Here is an 18,889-nt window from a genome sequence, read left to right as displayed (position 1 = left end):
AATCAATTTCGATTATATGGTTTAATAGACATATAAGAGGAGTTGATTTTTTTATGTGGAAATTAGGAAAGATAACATCGGGAGTTCTAGTATTAGGATTAGCGTTAAGTGGGGGATTCCATGCGTTAGCGATAGATAAAGAGCAAATGGAGTTTCATTTGACGTATAAAGATTTTTATCAAACGAATCGGCAAGAGGTAGTAGATATTATCAAGTATGGATTCGGGTTTAATGATCGTCATGCCTTAATGGAGACAGATGTTGATGTTCCTTTAAGGAGCGATTATGCACTGCTTGTTAATTTAACAACGAATGAGGTTATTTATGAAAAACGGGCACATGAACGAACGTATCCAGCTTCATTGACGAAAATGATGACGGTTCTTGTGGGACTGGAACATCGAATGGATGTTGATATTGTGATGGACGTTGATTTTGCAATATTAGCCGATGAGGGGGCAGCCATTGCTGGCTTTTATAATGGACAATCGGTAAGTTATGATGATTTATTATACGGTGTCATGCTACCCTCAGGGGCCGATGCGGCACAGATGTTAGCTAAAGTTGTGGCAGGTTCGGAGGAAGGGTTTGTTGAACTGATGAACGAGAAGGCCCAACGTTTAGGCATGAAAGATACTCATTTTACGAATGTCGTTGGTCTTCATGATGATAATCATTACTCCACGCCATGGGATTTAGCGATTTTAGAAAAAGTAGCCTTATCAAATGATGAGTTTCGTGAAATTTTTTCAGCACCATCGTACCAAGCAAGCGTCGCGGGTAGTAATGGGGAACCATTAATTTTTACGAGCCGAATGTTTGATCGCATGGGAGATCCAAACTTCGAGGGCGGTCAGGTTCTTGGTGGGAAAACAGGTTATACACATGAAGCGGCCCTTTGTCTTGCAAGTTATGCAACAGATGGGGAGAACGAATATGCGCTTGTAACGACCCATGCCAATGGAAATTCATATACGCCACAATATCATGTATTAGATGCCTTAACTGCCTATGATTATTTTTTAAATGATGAGGAGTCAGAGGAAGTTTTGATTGAAGATTTACAAAGTGGTGCCCAGTACTTGATTGCGAAATAGAGGAAGAAGGAAGATAGAATCTTCCTTTTTTAGTTCAAACTAATTAAATTGGTATATAATAAAGGTAGAATTTAATGATAATGGAGTAGAATGGAATGAATAAACGAATTTTAATTGTGGATGACGAACCAGAAATTTTGGAGTTGTTGGCGCTTTATTTAAGAAATGAAGGATTCTCGTGTTTTTTATTTCCTAATGGGAAAGATGCATTGGACTCACTCCAAGAGAACACCTATGATTTGGCAATCTTAGATTTAATGTTACCTGATATGGATGGATTTACGATTTGCTCAAAAATTCGCGAACATTATAAGTTTCCGATTATTATGTTAACGGCGCGAAACGAAGATATGGATAAGATAACGGGATTAACACTAGGAGCGGATGATTATGTGACGAAGCCTTTTAATCCATTAGAAATTGTGGCACGCGTGAAAGCTCAGATGAGACGTCTGACTCAGTATCATGAAATCACTGTCTTAAAAAATGAAGAGGTGATTGATATTGCGGGATTATCGATCAATTATCAAACTCATCAATGTTTTTTGAATAATCAGCCTATTTCTCTTACCCCAACAGAATTTTCGATTTTATGGTATTTATGTCAGAACCGTGGATGCGTGGTAAGTTCGGAGCAGTTGTTTCAGGCGGTTTGGAAGGATAAGTATTTTAAAAACGAGAATAATACGGTGATGGTCCATATACGGCGCCTTCGTGAGAAGTTGCATGAGCCACCCGGGAAACCTAAGCTGATTAAGACGGTATGGGGAGTAGGTTATAAAATTGAAGGATAATTTTAAAAAGTTAAAACGGAAGTTGCTTTTAGAGGCGATTGGTCTCATTGTGATGAGTGTCATTTTGGGCGCGATATTTTTACATTTATTTGTGGATGGTGTCTTGGAATCATGGTTTGCTGAAGGATTTGTGACGTGGCTTCAAAATTGGATGGGGCTAGATTATTATGCGGCACGTCAGATTTATCTTAAAATCTTTGTCTACAATAAGCCGATGATTTTAGGTGGAGCTTTTTTATTGTTACTTGGCGGGGCTCTTTATGTGATGGGGATGAGGTTAACGCGCTATTACCAAGAAATGGCCCAAGCGGTGCACAAATTATTAGATGAATCAGATGAGCCGATTGTCATGAGTGATGGTCTCGAGTTTATGGCAACTGAGTTAAACGAGGTGAAGCGCGTTCTTAAACATCGCGAACGAGTGGCCCGAGAGAGTGAACAGCGTAAAAATGATTTGGTCATGTATTTGGCTCATGATATTAAGACTCCGTTAACTTCTATTATTGGATATTTGAGTTTACTTGAGGAATCTCAAGAATTACCGAGCACCTTTAGGCAGAAGTATACGGGGATTTGTTTAGATAAATCTTATCGTTTGGAAACATTAATTAATGAATTTTTCGAGATTACTCGCTTTAATATTCACGAAGTCGTCCTTGAAAAAGAGACATTTAATTTAACCTTTATGATGGAACAATTAGTGGATGAGTTTTATCCTCTTTTGCTAGAAAAGAACTTAAAGATTAATCTTATGTATGAAGAAGAAGTTGAATTTTATGGAGATGTGGATAAGTTAGTGCGGGTGTTTAATAACCTATTGAAAAATGCCGTTGCTTATAGTTATCCCCAATCGATCATTGAACTTCATATTTTTAAAACGGTAGCGGAAGTTACATTGACCTTTAAGAATCAAGGAAAGACGATTCCTAAACACAAACTAGAAACGATCTTTGAAAAATTTTATCGTTTAGATACTTCAAGAACCTCCCAAACTGGGGGATCGGGACTTGGATTAGCCATTGCTAAAGAAATTGTCGTTGCTCATAAAGGAACTATTGAAGTCGAAAGTAGTGAAGCGGGAACGATCTTCACTATTAAGCTTCCTTATTCTAAATAAAGAAACCCCTTCTTGTTACGTGTGGATAGCAAGAGGGGGTTTTTAGTATGGGTATTAAGCACTTAGTTATTAATTTTTATGGGGAATTAAAGTTCCAGGATTTTAATAAAGAAAGTGAGGGCTACTATTAAACTAGAGCCCGCACTTGATTAACAAATTCGCCATCTTTTAAACCAAAAACATTTTCTGCATTAATTTGATTAAATGCTGATTCATAAGATTCCTTTCATGACAGATATATATTATTATTATTATTTTCCTATTATAAAATCGTATAAATCTCTCCCTAAAAAAATATAAGGAATTCCATTAGAGAAATCACTTATCCCCAATGAAATTTTTATTGCTATTCATAATGATGAATGACCCTACCAGAACAAAATCTTCATTTTTTATAGGCCTTACATTCGAGTTATCGGTATAAATAGATGTCCTAGATGAGATAATAGCTTTATAAGGATTTATAGTAACCTATACTAAAAATAAATAATAACATCTTAAAATCTAATCAAAACGGGGTTAAACTATGTCAAAAAAAATATGGAATTACAATAATTTTAATGTTATTTTTAACCATACTTATTGATTTAAAAATACATAATAAATTTCCAAGTAATATTTTTGCAAATGATAATTCAACTTCATTTAATTCCTTATCTTATGAAGAACAAATATCAGAATATCAATTAATGGTAGAAAGAATTCTTTACAAATCCATTGAAAAATCAGTAAACAATGTTTATGGAGAGAATAAAAGAACATCTTGGGATTATAGAATCATAAACATTGAACGTGGATATTATCCCGAACCCTATTTGTATAGAGTAACGATAGAATTTGAAACATTTACTGGAGCTCATAACCCACCTTTTGATACTAATGTTGCAGTATACGACATCATAAGTTTTGATCCAACAATAGTAAAAGAAATAAGTTATGAACATTATTTAAATGAAAGATAGACTAGGGATATGTGCACATATCTCTAGTCTATCTTGTAGTATAAGAAAAAATGTAGAACTTTTTTCAATGTCATTAAGTTAATAAATTAATCATTAAAATCGCTCAAAGGGAGGTGTACTAAAATGTACATCTCTTTTTTATATAAATGAACGCGTATTTACGCGTCCATTTTAGCTATCAACATCTATCTGTCTATGATTAATATTTTTGTCTAATACAACTTAATATTATTATGGAAGGAATAAAAGGTTATAAAGTAAAACGACCCCAAGAAAAAGAACAAAGAATACCCCTAAAATTGTTACTAAAACAATTAGTGTTTTTTTAACTGTGTTATTCATAAAGTACCCCTACCTATCTGCTTACGAATAATAGTCTATCACAATTTGGAAATTTTATAAAGTGAAGGGGGCATGGAGTGGGAGGGATTAAATAAAAAATCCCTCTTCTGTATTTAGAAGAGGGGAGTTGGATTAGTAAAGTTCGATGAGTTTTAAGACAAACTCACTTGAGTTTTTCGCTGCTAAAGGTAAAAATTCTTCATAGGATAAGTCGGCCCCACCGTCAGCTTTATCAGAAATTGAACGAATGATGAGGTAGGGAATTTCGTTTAAGTAGGCAACCTGTGCCATTGCTGCACCTTCCATTTCTACGGCCGAAACTTCACCGAAATGATCTTTAATTTTCTGTGCTGTTTCACCACCAGCAACGAATTGGTCACCTGATGCGACGTCTCCTTCTACGACTGAAATGTCAGTTAGAGTGCTGGCCGCTTTCTTTGCAGTTGCTAAGAGTTCTTGACTTGCTGGGAAAAAGTCGATCCCTAAACGATCAATTTCACCTAATTTTCCACCAACCGCTGTTGTATCAAAATCATGTTGTACTGCTGCAGTTGATAGAACGATATCACCTTGATTTAATTCAGGATTTAGTGTTCCGGCAACACCAGAATTAATTAGGGCCTCCACATTAAATTGATCGATTAAAAGTTGTGTACAAGCAGCCATATTGACTTTACCAACTCCTGAACGCACTAATACGATTTCTTTCCCATCAATTGTTCCACGATAAAACGTCATATTGGCGATTTCAACAGTCTCTTGAACATTCATTTTTGATTTAATTATTTCTACTTCTTCCTCCATTGCTCCGATAATCCCTAACGGCTGCACATCCTTTGCTGATGAATTTGAGCATCCAACCATTGCTGTTAGTGCGATAACCGCAATAGCACATAAAGTTATTAATGATTTTTTCATGTTGTAAAACTCCTTTAGTTATAAATTGACAATTGTCCTCACTCATTGCCATTTATTTATAACATGGTTTATGCATTTCATCAATCAAAAATATACATTTTTCTACAAGATAGTTAGTCGATTTTTGTTTTTTATCGATAAAAATCCTTTAATAAGGAAGAAATTTAATAAAAAAAGGTTTTTTACACCTTATATGTAAATAATGATAGAACGCATAGATAGGGTGTGGTAATATTAGGATATTAAAAGGGAACTAAATGAAAAAAAGGTTGATGATTTTAATTCTATTTATGGTATTTGCTGAAGAAGAACTTTTGTCGGCCGTTGAAACGGTGAGCATCGTAAATCATCATGAAAATGTGATTAAATATAAGGTTAATTCTAAATTAAAAGATAAAGTAAATCTTTCAGATTTTGATGACTTCATTGAAGGTAGCACCGAGGACATTAAAATAATGGTTCATGATGGGATGAAGAAAAAATTTTATTGATAAAGGGGACTTAAAATGGTAGAGCAAATTTTAAATGATTCAGAAATTGTAGCGATTTATCATGAAATAGAAAAAATGGAAGTAGAGACCGGAGGTTGGGCATATCATAATCTTACACATGTTAAAAATGTAGCGAATTTAACGGAACAATTACTTCGTCATTTAAATCAAGATGAATTTTTCATTGAAGAAGTTAAAGTAGCGGCTCTCTTACATGACATTGGTAGTCTAGATGGGAAAGCAGATCACGCTCAACGGAGTTACGAATATGCTAAAAATTATTTTAAGCATCACCGTTTAAATTTAAGACATGAAAAACTTATTCTTGATGCGATTAAAGAACATAGTAATGGTTTTGAATGTAATAATCTCATGACACTTGTTCTCATTCTTGCAGATAAACTTGATATTACAAACCAACGTCTTGCTCCAGCAGGTTATCAGATTGATGGATTAAATGAAATCCAATACATCGATAGTATCGATGTATCCATTATTAATGGGGCACTCTATGTCCATTTCATCACACAACCAGACTTTAATAAAGAATCTTTTGAAAAATTCTATTTCTCTAAGAAAGTCTTTCAGGCGATTAAATCTTTTTCAACAAAACTAAATCTAAACTACCATGTCAAACTGAATCAACGAGCCTGGGACATTAAATAAAAAAATATGTTTTAAAATTAAATAAGAGAGGTTATTTTATACCTTGTGAAAAAATAAGGGGTTAAGTGGATCCTAAAATATCAAAAGATAGGAGGAAGGAAATGAAACAAAAGGAAGACGATAAACTTTTTTTCTTCATAAAAATAAGTAAAATAAAAACAGATAAAGATTACTTTATTTTAGTCGTTCTTTTTATATGCTTTCTTTATGCGATTCCTATACAAAGGATGGGGTTTTATGACTTTTGTTTTGAGGAAATGAGAGTGAAGAGAAGTTTAGTCGATATCATTATTATTTCTATTATTTTATTTTATGTATTATTTTGTTCGAAGAATTTTAAGAGGGATAAGTAAAAAAAGTTAGGGAGATTTTAATAGTTTTAATGTTATTCATTATTGTTGTAGTAGGTTCATTTAAATTACTTCCTCATCTTGGTGATGATACTCTTGTGGGGAAAAAAGCTTTTCAAGATAATGAAAAAGTTATTTTTGGTGATTTATTTTTTAATCTATCTTATCTGTTGTCGTATCTTCATGTTGAATATAGAATATTGGGACATTATTTAATCCTTAAAGATTGGGAGTTTAAGGGAATTAGAGGTATTACTCAGAAGAAGTTAAGTGAAAGTTATTAAGTGAGACGACTTAGGAAAGCGGATATTAGATAAAGGAGTCAAAGGAGTGAAAAATATTAATGAGCCTTTAATGTTTTGGGTCAGGGTTATGTGTGTTAAGGGATGTTAAAGAGGTGATTAAGCTGATCTTAACATAGGCGAAAGATAGATGTTTATACTAGTTGATGGATGAAAGGGGCACGACATGAGTTGGTGTCTTTTTTTATGCCTGTTATTAGGCATGTGTGTTGAAAAAGATTATCGCAAGTTGTGATATTTTTTCACGCTTCTTGATTTGTTAATCACGAAAGGTAGATGCGATCGTAAGAAATTCGTAAGGTTTTTGAAAGACGCCGTTAAACAACTTTCTCATCAATGATGGTTAAATAAAGGTATCCGGAAATAAGGGTTGGACCGGAGTAGAGAATGAGGAGATAACAGAATGGGTTGATTCAATGGATGGAAACCCGTATCTCTGTTTTCAAATACATCATTTATGAGAGGGCGTGAAAAAATGAAACGAGCAAAAATTTTTTTAAGAGGGATTGTTTTAATCACTTTAATGGGATTACTATTTCATTTTGGACAAGGAATATTTGATCCACAAGAGAGTTTATCTCTCCAACGACACTCAAATCAACAACCTGTTTTTGATCTTAATGACTATCAACCCGTGGACGATTCTTCATGGAATATTCAGAGTCGATATGCTTTGCTTGTGAACCGAGAAACCGGACGTGTCTTATACCAACGAAAAGCAAACCAAAAGATGTATCCGGCATCTTTAACTAAGATCATGACTGTGTTAGTGGCCATTGAGCAATTAGAAGAGGAAGAGATGACTGTTATTTCTGATTTTACAAATTTATATGAGTCGGGGGCGGCGCTTGCTGGATTTTTCCCAGGAGAGACTGTTCGTGCGATCGATTTACTGTACGGAACCATGCTTTCATCAGGGGCAGAGGCGGCAGAAAGTTTAGCACAGAATATTTCGGGTTCTGTGGATAATTTTGTTGCATTGATGAATCAAAAAGCACGAGAACTTGGAATGAATCAGACCCATTTTGAAAACGTGACAGGACTTCATGACAAAGGACATTATACAACAGCGAAGGATCTCGCCATTTTATTAAATGACGCGCTTTCGAATGAACGATTTAAACAGATTTTTACCGCTATTCAGTATGAAATGCCATCCACAACCAATCACCCTTCAGGTCTATTCATGGCGAGTCGAATGTTCGCTAAATTAAATGATGTGACCTTTAGGGGCGGTCAATTTTTAGGTGGGAAGACGGGATATACAGAAGAGGCGGGCCTTTGTCTTGCGAGTTTAGCGTCAGATGGTGAGTCTGAGTATATTTTAGTTACTGCGGGGGCACCAGGAGGTCCAAGAACTGAACAAACCAACATCTCTGATGCGATTAATTTATATGAACGTTTCTTTAATGAGTAAAGGGATTACCAGCTGGCAATCCCTTTTTCCTAATTGAGAATAGTATAGTAGTCTAAACGCCCTTCAACTTTTTGGATAAACCAAAATTCCTTTGAATCAACGATTTCTTTTTTTATAGTAATGATTTGCGTTAATGGATGAGGGGCATATTCGTTAGAAACGAGGCGTTCCTGAAATTCAACCGTATAGATGACTTCATCATCAGAAGGCATCGTAGCAGAGACGACGTGGGCTGTTTCTAATGATGGAGATGATCCCCCTGTTACGAATCCATTTGTTTGAATATAGGATAGGACCTTAGATCTTAATGGTTTAGAAAGTGCGACGTATTGAAGTCCCCCGTTACGATATTGAAGCCCGTGAATCCACAAAGCAAGTGCTTCTTCTTTAGTCAAAGGGGAGAGGACGCGTTGGAAATGAGTGATTTTTTCGTCTAACATGTCACGGGTTGGATAAGTAATGTGAACTTCCGATTTTGTTTCATCAATGGTTGCGAGAAATAAAGTGTTTAACCAGTTAGCACCCACATACAGTTGTTCTGTGCCCAGTTGGTAATCGTAAAGGGTAAACGTAATCGCAAAGGAACCGGAATGGATTTCAAGGTAAAGGGGCGTCTGATTAAGAATAGCGGGACTGTCATTAGAAATAGGGTAGGGCGATAGGGTGAATCCTTGAAGTCGACTTGCAAGAGGGTAATCTAAAGAGGCATTGGCCAATCCATTGAGGTAGGATAAGTATTCTTGTTGTTTGAGATAATTATCAACAGTAACAGAAATGGTTTTTGTTTCTGGGTGATAGGAGTAGTTAGTGCCGCCCATATTTTTTATGAACCATTCGAATGGAACTAGCAATTCCTGTTTATGATGAATGAGTTTATAGGGACAATCCGCAGCCGTCTTGTTTAAAAAAATCTGCTTTTCATCTGCCGCATGGACAGGAGGGCGCCCAAAATTAAAAAGGATAAGGTAAAGAAAACCGAGTATGAATAGCAAAGAAAGTCGTTGTTTTTTCATGAAATATTCCTCATTATTAGTTGTCATTTATGTTGGGTAAGAAAATTAGGAGTCTTCATCTAACGGATAAATTTTTGTTTATCTATAGCTTGTCCTAAATAGGAGGCACTTATTCTCATTAAAAGTGTTAAACGCTCGAATAAAAATTGAGAAATATTGTAAGAATAAGAGTACTATAAGATAGGGAATGATATTATGAATTTAAAAAAGGAAGTTGCGCATCAACCATTTTCATGTGAAATTGCAGGCGCTAAAACGGCCGTTATTTTTATCCACGGAATTTTAGAAGGTCCGTATCAATTTCATGGATTATCTGAGAAAATTTTAGACTTAGGGGTTTCCTCATTTGGTCTTTTACTCCCAGGTCATGGAGGAAGTGCGAGACAGTTTGCGAAAAGTCATCGTCGTCAATGGGTCCGTTATGTCGATTGTCAAATTGAGGCGATTTCAAAAAGATATCCACAAATTATTTTGGTCGGACATTCAATGGGGACTTTGCTTTCATTACTTGCTTGTCGTAAGCATCCCTCGATTATTGGTGTCGTTTGTTTAGCAACCCCTTTAGCAGTAAAGGTCAATTTAAAAGGGTTTATTTGTTCATTAAAGGTTTTAACCGGGCGATATAGTCAAGAGGATGATTACGTTTTGGCCAGTTATCGGGCATGGAGTATTTCGAAGGGATCGTGGGGCGATTATCTTCATTGGATTCCAAGGTATTTGGATTTATTTCATTTAATGTACGAAACGAAAAGAGAGCTTCCTTCGGTGAGACAACCTTTGCTTTTTATTCACTGTCAACAGGACGAATTTGTCCGCGGTAAAACCACAAAAATTTTAAAGAATAAATTGAGAGGACATGATTACGAACTGCTTGAATTATGCGAATCGGGGCATTTCTACTATCGAAATGATGAGGGGACACAATTAGAAGAGGCAATCTTAGCTTTTATTACTAAGTGTCAACAACAACATAATAAAAAAAGATGACTTAGGTGGTCATCTTTTTTTTGATTTATTTTACCCCAACGATACTAAATAGGCTATAAGGATGGTTTTTATGTTTTAATGGCTTGTATCCCGAATAAAACTTACGTCCGAGAACGTCTTTTAGTCCGGCATCTGTTAAATGAGTCACCATTTCATTAATTTTAAATCCATGATGTCCTTCAAAATTTGGTTCTTCAGAGTAAAAGGCTCCGTTATCACGAAGTAAATCGACAATAATGAGTTTTCCATGTTTTTTTAAATAACTCGCTAACTTATTGATGATAGGTTGGACGTCTTTGATAGGACTCATCACCATGGCGGCGTAAATAACGTCAAAGGTTTGATCGAAGTTAGACGTTAGAATATCTCCCGTAAATGTTTTAATATGACTAATATGATGTGCTTTAAGTGTGTTCTCGAAGACTTCTATGTCTTGTTTTGAGCTATCCACCATGAGTCCTGATGCGATTTTGTGTTGTAGATTTAAGGAGATTAGACCTGTTTGACATCCGAATTCCATGACTTCAAGTGGACCATGACCGATATAGCTTTCAATTTCTTGACTAATCGCATGTACGCGTTTTTTACAGATATCTGTCTCTGTTTTTTCTTCAACCTGATTGAAATTCAAACTTTATCACTCCCTTTAAAAATTTTCGTAATAGTACTATTCTATCACATTTCAGTTGTTTTAGAAGTTTTTAGAGGAGATTACTTATCATCATTAATTGACAGTGGCCCCTTCAGCTTAGTGACTGTTGGGGAGAGAATTTGTTGTTTTATTTTATAAAAAATGGGGCATAATTTTAGGACAGAGTGAATAGAATGTGGTATCAAACGCCAGGATGGAGGAGGAGTATTCGTTTGAATCAGTCTATAGACTTAGCCCCGTAATGGTGGTAAGATAATGGCAACAAGAGGTCGATGTGGCGTTGAATAAAGCTTTGAATAGTTTATTGTCTAATTAGACCGTTCTTCTATCATCCTAATCAAACAACTGAATCCGTTTCATCAGGGGTGAAAGTCATTTACCTTATTTAAAGAAGCTATTTTGTATGATGAAATAATATTATTTAAAGGGAGAGTTAAGAGATGTTAAAGCGTAAGTCAATTAAAGAAGTCGTTGTAGAGGGAGTAGGCGCCATTTGGTTTTTTTTAGCGCTCGTTTCAACGGTGGTATTAATTGTACTAAATTGTACTCCAATTTATCGATATGTGATTAATCGGTACCAATTAACAACGATAACTGGGTTATCAGAGGAAAAACTAATGCTCAATTATAAAAGTATGATTTCCTATTTACAAAGCCCTTCACGTGGGATGTTACAGTTACCGGATTTTTCAATGAGTGAGGCGGGAATGATACACTTTGCGGAAGTTAAGCATATCTTTCTTGTGTTATACGTGATTGTTCTGTTATTTATTCTAGCATTTGGGGTATTTCTTGTCACACGACATCATCATAAGGATAAATGTATTTTATCGACGTTTAATCGAGGGGCTAATTTAACCTTCTTAACGTTTGGAATTTTAATCTTCTTTATTACTATCAATTTTTCGGGAACATTCACTGTGTTTCATAAACTCTTTTTTAATAATAATTATTGGATGTTTGATTATCGAACAGATCCTGTTATCTTAGCGTTACCTGAGCAACTATTTATGATTATTAGCATCATTATTATTATGAGCTTATTCGCTATTTGTGGATATATTAAGTATGTTTATTATAAAGGAAAGAAAAGTCTAGCTGCTCGTTAGACTTTTTTCATCATCTATGGATGTGAACTAGGAGGGATACGATGATATTTCGTGGACGAAAGCTATTTAACTTGAAAGTTGGTTTAGTATTAGCAGGTGGAGGGGCTAAAGGGGCCTACCAAGCAGGAGTCATACGCGCATTGTGGGATCTAGACTTAATTAATAATATCGATGTCGTATCCGGCGTTTCAATTGGTACATTGAATGCCCTTTGCTTATGCATGAAAGATAAGGATTTGATCGAACGTAGCTGGCGATCACTCTCGTATTCGAAAATCGTTACTAAATCGGACTCCATTAAACTTAGTTATCTGAGTGACCTGATTAAACGATTTACAACGCATACCGGTGATTTCACTAAAGCTTCCGGTCTTGAGTTAAGTGAGTTAGGATTAATCTCGCAAAAAGGTATCCGTGATTACATTCAGGAGTTTGTAGACGTTGGGACACTAAATCAAACGAAGATAGAGGTTTATTGTTGCGCATATAACGTGACAGATGGTTATCCAGAATATTTTAAATTAAACGAGTATAGTGAAGAAGAGGTCATTGATATTACACTCGGCTCATGTGCGGTTCCGTATATTTTTCCATCAATCACGTTTAAAGGAAAGCAGTATGCTGATGGGGGGATTAATAATCCTCGATACAGTCGGGCTAATGCGGATAATGTCCCCATTGCCCCGTTAAAAAATCATGATTTAGATTTAATTATTGTAGTCCACTTAACTTATACGGATAAAGTCGACCGACGACTTTATCCACATGCCCGCTTGATTGAGATTTATCCCTCTAACTCATTAGAATTAATCAATGGATCAGGAACTCTAAACTTTAATCAGGCATCAATTACAGAAAAGATTCAAATGGGTTATCGGGATACATTAGTAACTCTTTCCCCGATGTTGATTGCCCTTTTAAAGGGAAAAGACATTACGCCATATATTAGACAACACGCTAAATGGAACGAACAATTTTTAAAAAAATACCAAAAGTAAAGACCATTTTTTATTCATGAACATAAACTATATAAGTCTATATACCATGCACAACGGATGGCATATGTGATAACACGCCCTGTATTCAATGGCTTACTTGGAAGATGCCGAGAATCAAAGATGGGGCCAGTGATAACAGAACCGATACTTTTTTGACAGGGTTAACAGGTCTAGTTGTATCATCATCTGATGGGTGTTGGAATTAGGTCTATAAAGGATGAAGGGTGGTTTTGTTTATATGTAAATGGGTTTGATAAAAAAATAGCTTTTAACGTTGGGCGGGAGTCTTTTCGGTATTGCTAAAAGTCCTTATATTAATGGGTAGGAGGAAGGTTATGATGTTAACCTTAACGTGTTTAATTATATTTTTACTCCTTATATTGAAGCTATCCGGCGCTATTGTAAAAGCGGGGTTTAAATATGGATTGCCCGCTTATCTTCTCTATAAGTTTGTGGAATATCAAGGGGAAATCGGTTAAGCTAATGGGGATGGATAAGGTTTAGGTAATCGTCTCATTCTTTTTCCCCTTAGGTCTATTTTGAAGCGATGGCAGGATTGTCATCGTTTTTATCTTAAATTTTTTAATGATTTAAGGACTTTATCATAAGATATAAGGAGGGAGAGAAGAAATATTAAGAATCTCGTTCGTTAGACTTGATTATCTCGGATTATTTTTTTATGATAGAGAGGTAATGTCGAAATTTGACCACTTGGGGAGAAAGTAGGAAAGCTATGTTTATTGTAAAGGCGGCTGTTTTATTTAGTTTTATTTTTCTAACAATTAGGAGTATTCGATCGATTATTAGACGTGAGCGATTAATCTCATATAAAAGATATGTAGAGGGAGTAAAATCGGGGATTGCGGAATTAAATACTGATATTGTTCAGGTAGCGACGGAGACGTATCAGGAAGCGGGGATTGTTGTAGATGTTAGCGCACTGATTAATCGGATTGTTCGATTAATGGGAATGGCATTGGTCTTCCATCCTGTGATTGGGGCCTTTATTTATCAACGTCCTGGGGTGACAATGGCCTGTTTTTTATTATCGATGTTTCACTTAATTGGTGATTTTGCCTTAGAACAGTTAATTGCCGGAAAAGAAAAAGCGAGTTATTTTATGATTGGGTATTTAACCGATCACTTGGTGTTGATTTTAAATATTGTTATTTCGGTACTTATGGTAATTTATTTATAAATGACGAAAGCCACGAAGGGGAATCCATCGTGGCTTTCTTTTTGTTTAGGAAGTAGAAAGAAGGCTAAAAGTTAGAATTACTTAGCATATAAGACTATAGATAGCCGTTTATTATATTGTCCTAAAATATTAAAATCATACCTCTAATGATAAATAGTGTTAAAAAGTTAAGTGTAGATGATCAGAATAATAGGAAAGATAAGTTTAATGAATAGGACGAAGAGTAGGGTAATTCCTAAGAAGAGGTAAGCCTTAGAGCGACCACTAGTCTCACGCAAGCGATGACAGGTTTTAATTAACCGCTCCTTTTTCCTATCCGTCAAAAGATCATAACAAAGAGAGAATCCATTAATCAGAAGCAACAGCGTGGCTAAACCCAAGTGTGCCTTTAAGAAAATAATTAGAAATAAACCGAGTAAAAGGCTAGAATAGACCATCACCTTTCGAATCTTCAAAAATAAACTTATTTTACCAGTTAAATCGTCCATGGAATCCTCCCTAGTTTAAAATTGCTTGCCCTAGAAAAGTTTAATAGTAATCTTTGGCATCGATAGGCAAATCGAGAGTTTTCATAAAATCCATTAACTGCTCAGGGCGACTTGCGCCGGCCAATGCACACATTGGCAGTGTTTGCGTCGTTAAATAACCCATGATGATTTGTGATAGCGTTGCGTCATACTTTGTTGCTAAATGATTTAAGTGATGAGCAAGACGAAGATTCTCTTCTGTATAGTATGGGCTTTGACTCACATCAACGCCATTGTTAAGCTTTGTAAAGAATCCGCTACATAAACTAAAATAAGGCATAGCTAACACGTTGGATTCCTTGTGGAAGGCTAGCATTTCCTCATCCATCGTCACCATTGTTTCATCGGGATAAGGTGCCATCGTGTTAGAAGCTACATTATAAAGTGCTTGATTAGCAACGAATCCGCGGTACCCTTTTTCTTTACAATAGTCCATGGCCTCTTTTATTCGCGCAGTTGTCCAGTTTGAACAACCGTAATATTTTATTTTTCCGGCACGAACAAAGTCCTGCATCGTTTCGATGAGTTCGGCAACAGGACGATTTAGATCATCACGGTGGTAAAAATAAATGTCCAAGCAGTCAATTCCGAGGGCCTCTAAACTTTTATTTAAGTCGTAGGTCATCTCTTCTTTACTGAGTCTGCTCGTGTTCATTTCGTTTAGTGGGGGATGACCTCCCTTTGAAATGATAACTAAATCCTCATGATGTCCTCGATGTTTTAACCAATCACCGATGACACGTTCAGAACGGCCAATTTCCCCAGCAACCCAATCGCTATAAATACGGGCAGTATCGATGACATTTCCACCTAGTTCCACATATAAATCTAGCATTTTAAAGGCCTCTTCATTATCCCAAGCAATTCCGGCATTTGCGGTTCCAAAGCCAATTGGACATAAGGATAAGGTCGTATCTTTAATTTGAATTCGTTTCATAACTTCACTCCTTTAGGCGATATCGTTAAAATTATGTCATGACTTTAACGATGAGTCTAGACATCAGGGAAAAAAAGGGTTCCTATTGTTTAAATTTTGAGAAGTTCCTTAAGAAAAACAAGAGGTGCGCATTGTTAGCGCTAAGCGATGCACTGTATAAAAGCGAACCGTGTGAAGGGTTCGCTTTTATGGTTATCGTATTGAATTAAAATTCTTGAAAAGGTTGTTCAGGAGAAGTAGAAGGATTCGTAAAGTCGAAAAACCATTCTTCTAAAAACTCTTCAATTTCAGTTGGAAGGTCCCCCGGAATTTGAGAATCAAAGTAATAAGGGTTTCCATTCATGTAATTTGCGATAATTTCTTCGCGAGACGGTTGTGGTTGTTTCAGCGTATAGTAGGCAATCGTTCCAGTAAAAAGGCACGATAGTGCACTGACAACAAGTAATCCCGTCAGCAACGAACGATTATCTTTTCGTAAAGTATCTAACCCCTTTTTAATTGAGGCCCCCATTAGGTGAGTCATAGAATCAAACAGTGTGCGCATCATTCGTGTTTCTGATTCGACCTTCTCCTCCTGATACTCGTGTGATCGCGTGTCCGTTGTATGCATTAAAATCCCCTCCAATAAACGCTTAACCTTAGTATATCATTATTACGTCCTAAAAAGTGTAAGAAAACTTTATTTTATTGGTATAAATAACTTTTAAACCCTGTGAATATACTGGGTAAAAGAGAGGAGGAGAGAGAATGCAATCACTCGATACGTTAGTTAGTCAGTTGTCGTTAGAGGAAAAAGTAGCACTCTGCTCGGGAGAAGATTTTTGGCATACTAAATCAATTCCTCATGTTAATATTCCGAGTCTGATGATGTGTGATGGTCCTCATGGGCTAAGGAAGCAACCCGGGGATGCTCATTTTTTAGAGATGAATGATAGCGAAGAAGCCATCTGTTTTCCAACGGCTGCCACGACAGCCTGTTCGTTTGATGTCCAGTTATTGAAAAGATTAGGGCAAGCGCTTGGGGAGGAGTGCCAAGCTGAAAAGGTAGGTCTTTTACTCGGTCCTGCCATTAATATTAAACGTTCGCCGTTAGGAGGAAGAAACTTTGAATATTTTTCAGAGGATCCTCATTTAACAGGTGAGTTGGCAACCGCGTATATTTTAGGTTTACAGCAAAAAGGGGTTGGAGCGTGTCTCAAACACTTCGCTTGCAATAATCAAGAAAGTTATCGGATGACGGCGAGCTCAGAAGTTGATGAGCGGACGTTGCATGAAATTTATTTTCCTGGATTTGAGAAGGCAATAAAAGAGGCAAAGCCTTGGAGTGTGATGTCTTCGTATAATCGTTTAAATGGGGAGTATGTTGGCGAGTCTTACTCGCTACTAACGAATCTTCTAAGAGATAAATGGGGATTTGATGGATTTATAGTCAGCGATTGGGGTGCCGTGAATGACCGGGTTTCTGCTTTAAAGGCGGGGATGGATTTACAGATGCCGGGTCATCATGGAATGAATGACGATGTTTTATTAAAGGCAGTAAAACATAACGAAATAGATGAAGAAGTTTTAGATCAGAGTGTGAAGCGCCTATTAAAAAAGGTTTTTAAGTCTTATGAGAATAATAAGCAGGTTGTAGTTAGTAAAGATCAACACCATCAACTGGCGAAAGAAATTGCGGTAGAGAGCGCGGTCTTATTAAAGAACCAGGGGGTATTGCCACTTAAAGAATCGGGAAATCGACTTGCGTTTATTGGGGAGTTTGCCAAGGCGCCGCGGTATCAAGGTGGGGGGAGTTCGCATATTCACCCTTATCAGATAGATACGGCATTAGAAGCGGTGAAGGGGATAACGGATGTGTCGTTTGCTCAAGGGTTTTTACTCGAGGACCACCCGCTTAATGAGCGTTTATTACATCAGGCGATTGAGTTGGCAAAATCGTGTGACGTTGCTGTTATTTTTGCAGGGTTGCCAGAATCCTTTGAAACGGAATTTTATGATCGTCCCCATATGAAGTTACCTGCTGTTCAAAATAAACTGATTCAGGAGGTTGCGAAGGTTCAGAAAAATACGGTTGTTGTTCTTCATAATGGAGCACCTGTGGAGATGCCGTGGGTGAATGAAGTAAACGCCATTTTAGAGATGTATTTATCTGGCGAGGCTGTTGGGGAAGCGACGGTGGATTTATTATTTGGTCGGGCGAATCCATCAGGGAAGTTAGCGGAAACGTTTCCTCTTCGTTTAGAGGATCATCCAGCTTACTTATCCACAAAAGTGGTTGACCATCGCGTGTATTATAATGAGCGTCTGTTTGTGGGGTATCGTTATTATGATGCAAGAAAGATGGATGTTTTATTTCCGTTTGGTCATGGATGTAGTTACACGACTTTTCAGTATGATCAATTAAAGCTCAGTCGGGGACAAATAGCTGAGGATGAGCCGTTGGTGGTTCAGGTGAATGTAACGAATACAGGAAATTATTTTGGTAAAGAGGTTGTCCAACTCTATGTTGAAAATCCCACTGGTGATACAATTCGTCCAGTGAAGGAGTTACGTCAGTTTAAGAAAGTTGCATTAAGTCCTAAACAGACGCAGACGGTGACTTTTACGTTAACTAAACGTGATTTTTCATATTATCATCCGACGCTTCATGATTGGTATGTAGAGACGGGGGAGTATGGAATCCTTTTAGCTAAATCATCGAGAGATATTGTTCTTAGGGGAACCATTAAAGTAAAAGGGAAAACAAAGTTACCAACAGGAATAACGACGAATACAACGTTTAATGAACTTATTAAAAACCCGAAGTTGAGTCAAATGATAACGGAATTAATTGAGACGATGAAAGAAGATTATCAATTAGATATAGGGATGATCCAAGAGATGCCTATTCGCGCCCTTGCAAGTTTCCAAGTCGTTGATCAAGAAATGGTGAATCGATTAGTCACCATTTTAAATATCTTAAACAAATAACGCATAAAGGTTGGAACAGTTTGGAATATTAAGACTGTAACT

20 protein-coding genes are annotated in these 18,889 nt (G+C 36.5%); 15 read left to right on the top strand and 5 right to left on the bottom strand.

From position 1 onward, the window contains the following. Window positions 1-53: 53 nt before the first annotated feature. The 4 genes from VXM77_RS11175 to VXM77_RS11160 all read left to right on the top strand — a co-directional run bounded on the left by VXM77_RS11175 (window position 54) and on the right by VXM77_RS11160 (window position 3,970). Window positions 54-1,097, top strand: coding sequence for a serine hydrolase (locus VXM77_RS11175; protein ID WP_161830981.1), 1,044 nt, complete (start codon window positions 54-56; stop codon window positions 1,095-1,097). 95 nt (window positions 1,098-1,192) lie between these two features. Then, on the top strand, window positions 1,193-1,891 hold the full coding sequence (gene vanR / locus VXM77_RS11170) for a VanR-ABDEGLN family response regulator transcription factor (RefSeq protein ID WP_161830982.1): 699 nt from the start codon (window positions 1,193-1,195) through the stop codon (window positions 1,889-1,891). After that, the gene (locus tag VXM77_RS11165) at window positions 1,881-3,008 is read left to right on the top strand and encodes a HAMP domain-containing sensor histidine kinase (protein WP_262951151.1); all 1,128 of its coding nucleotides are present in this window, start codon (window positions 1,881-1,883) and stop codon (window positions 3,006-3,008) included. Before vanR ends, VXM77_RS11165 begins: the two co-directional genes overlap by 11 nt. 560 nt (window positions 3,009-3,568) lie before the next feature. Further along, window positions 3,569-3,970 carry a DUF3888 domain-containing protein gene (locus tag VXM77_RS11160; RefSeq protein WP_338506363.1) on the top strand — a complete coding sequence of 134 codons (402 nt, stop codon included), beginning with the start codon at window positions 3,569-3,571 and terminating at the stop codon, window positions 3,968-3,970. Window positions 3,971-4,444: 474 nt separating this feature from the next. On the opposite strand, the gene VXM77_RS11155 is transcribed toward VXM77_RS11160, so the two are convergent. Beyond that, entirely contained in the window at window positions 4,445-5,230 is a 786-nt protein-coding gene (locus VXM77_RS11155) for a 5'-methylthioadenosine/adenosylhomocysteine nucleosidase (RefSeq protein ID WP_202618689.1), read from the bottom strand. A 257-nt stretch (window positions 5,231-5,487) separates the two neighbouring features. Between VXM77_RS11155 and VXM77_RS11150 the strand changes: the two genes are divergently transcribed. The 5 genes from VXM77_RS11150 to VXM77_RS11130 all read left to right on the top strand — a co-directional run bounded on the left by VXM77_RS11150 (window position 5,488) and on the right by VXM77_RS11130 (window position 8,456). Continuing rightward, a complete protein-coding gene (locus VXM77_RS11150) occupies window positions 5,488-5,721 on the top strand; it encodes a hypothetical protein (protein WP_161830985.1) in 234 nt (77 codons plus the stop codon). 15 nt (window positions 5,722-5,736) lie between these two features. After that, window positions 5,737-6,387 carry an HD domain-containing protein gene (locus tag VXM77_RS11145; RefSeq protein WP_161830986.1) on the top strand — a complete coding sequence of 217 codons (651 nt, stop codon included), beginning with the start codon at window positions 5,737-5,739 and terminating at the stop codon, window positions 6,385-6,387. Window positions 6,388-6,488: 101 nt separating this feature from the next. Continuing rightward, entirely contained in the window at window positions 6,489-6,740 is a 252-nt protein-coding gene (locus VXM77_RS11140) for a hypothetical protein (RefSeq protein WP_161830987.1), read from the top strand. A 29-nt stretch (window positions 6,741-6,769) separates the two neighbouring features. Then, complete coding sequence (locus VXM77_RS11135) at window positions 6,770-7,021, top strand: hypothetical protein (protein ID WP_161830988.1); 252 nt, start codon at window positions 6,770-6,772, stop codon at window positions 7,019-7,021. A 493-nt stretch (window positions 7,022-7,514) separates the two neighbouring features. After that, window positions 7,515-8,456, top strand: a complete 942-nt coding sequence (locus tag VXM77_RS11130) for a serine hydrolase (protein WP_338506362.1) — start codon at window positions 7,515-7,517, stop codon at window positions 8,454-8,456. A gap of 29 nt (window positions 8,457-8,485) precedes the next feature. Here the strand turns inward: VXM77_RS11130 and VXM77_RS11125 are convergent, their stop codons facing one another. Further along, window positions 8,486-9,469, bottom strand: a complete 984-nt coding sequence (locus tag VXM77_RS11125) for a hypothetical protein (protein ID WP_262953854.1) — start codon at window positions 9,467-9,469, stop codon at window positions 8,486-8,488. 195 nt (window positions 9,470-9,664) lie between these two features. Here VXM77_RS11125 and VXM77_RS11120 point away from each other — a divergent pair, with 195 nt between their 5' ends. Beyond that, window positions 9,665-10,456 (top strand): alpha/beta fold hydrolase, encoded by a 792-nt coding sequence (locus VXM77_RS11120; protein WP_161830991.1) that lies wholly within the window; start codon window positions 9,665-9,667, stop codon window positions 10,454-10,456. 25 nt (window positions 10,457-10,481) lie between these two features. Here the strand turns inward: VXM77_RS11120 and VXM77_RS11115 are convergent, their stop codons facing one another. Next, the gene (locus VXM77_RS11115) at window positions 10,482-11,087 is read right to left on the bottom strand and encodes a class I SAM-dependent methyltransferase (RefSeq protein ID WP_338506360.1); all 606 of its coding nucleotides are present in this window, start codon (window positions 11,085-11,087) and stop codon (window positions 10,482-10,484) included. A gap of 461 nt (window positions 11,088-11,548) precedes the next feature. Here VXM77_RS11115 and VXM77_RS11110 point away from each other — a divergent pair, with 461 nt between their 5' ends. The 4 genes from VXM77_RS11110 to VXM77_RS11095 all read left to right on the top strand — a co-directional run bounded on the left by VXM77_RS11110 (window position 11,549) and on the right by VXM77_RS11095 (window position 14,413). Beyond that, the gene (locus tag VXM77_RS11110; RefSeq protein WP_161830993.1) at window positions 11,549-12,217 is read left to right on the top strand and encodes a TIGR01906 family membrane protein; all 669 of its coding nucleotides are present in this window, start codon (window positions 11,549-11,551) and stop codon (window positions 12,215-12,217) included. 41 nt (window positions 12,218-12,258) lie between these two features. Then, window positions 12,259-13,215, top strand: a complete 957-nt coding sequence (locus VXM77_RS11105) for a patatin-like phospholipase family protein (RefSeq protein WP_161830994.1) — start codon at window positions 12,259-12,261, stop codon at window positions 13,213-13,215. A 335-nt stretch (window positions 13,216-13,550) separates the two neighbouring features. After that, on the top strand, window positions 13,551-13,694 hold the full coding sequence (locus tag VXM77_RS11100; protein WP_338506359.1) for a hypothetical protein: 144 nt from the start codon (window positions 13,551-13,553) through the stop codon (window positions 13,692-13,694). Window positions 13,695-13,948: 254 nt separating this feature from the next. Then, complete coding sequence (locus VXM77_RS11095) at window positions 13,949-14,413, top strand: hypothetical protein (RefSeq protein WP_161830996.1); 465 nt, start codon at window positions 13,949-13,951, stop codon at window positions 14,411-14,413. Between the two features lie 528 nt (window positions 14,414-14,941). On the opposite strand, the gene VXM77_RS11090 is transcribed toward VXM77_RS11095, so the two are convergent. Then, the gene (locus VXM77_RS11090) at window positions 14,942-15,877 is read right to left on the bottom strand and encodes an aldo/keto reductase (protein ID WP_161830998.1); all 936 of its coding nucleotides are present in this window, start codon (window positions 15,875-15,877) and stop codon (window positions 14,942-14,944) included. A gap of 205 nt (window positions 15,878-16,082) precedes the next feature. After that, window positions 16,083-16,487, bottom strand: a complete 405-nt coding sequence (locus VXM77_RS11085; RefSeq protein WP_338506358.1) for a hypothetical protein — start codon at window positions 16,485-16,487, stop codon at window positions 16,083-16,085. 137 nt (window positions 16,488-16,624) lie between these two features. Between VXM77_RS11085 and VXM77_RS11080 the strand changes: the two genes are divergently transcribed. Further along, window positions 16,625-18,847, top strand: a complete 2,223-nt coding sequence (locus tag VXM77_RS11080) for a glycoside hydrolase family 3 C-terminal domain-containing protein (RefSeq protein ID WP_262950992.1) — start codon at window positions 16,625-16,627, stop codon at window positions 18,845-18,847. Window positions 18,848-18,889 lie beyond the last annotated feature (42 nt).

Origin of the sequence: Turicibacter sp. KK003, assembly GCF_037014675.1 — a bacterium.
Classification (GTDB): Bacteria; Bacillota_I; Bacilli_A; order MOL361; family Turicibacteraceae; genus Turicibacter; species Turicibacter faecis.
The sequence above is the reverse complement of the archived record's forward strand: the minus strand, read 5'-3'. Positions and strand labels throughout refer to the sequence as shown.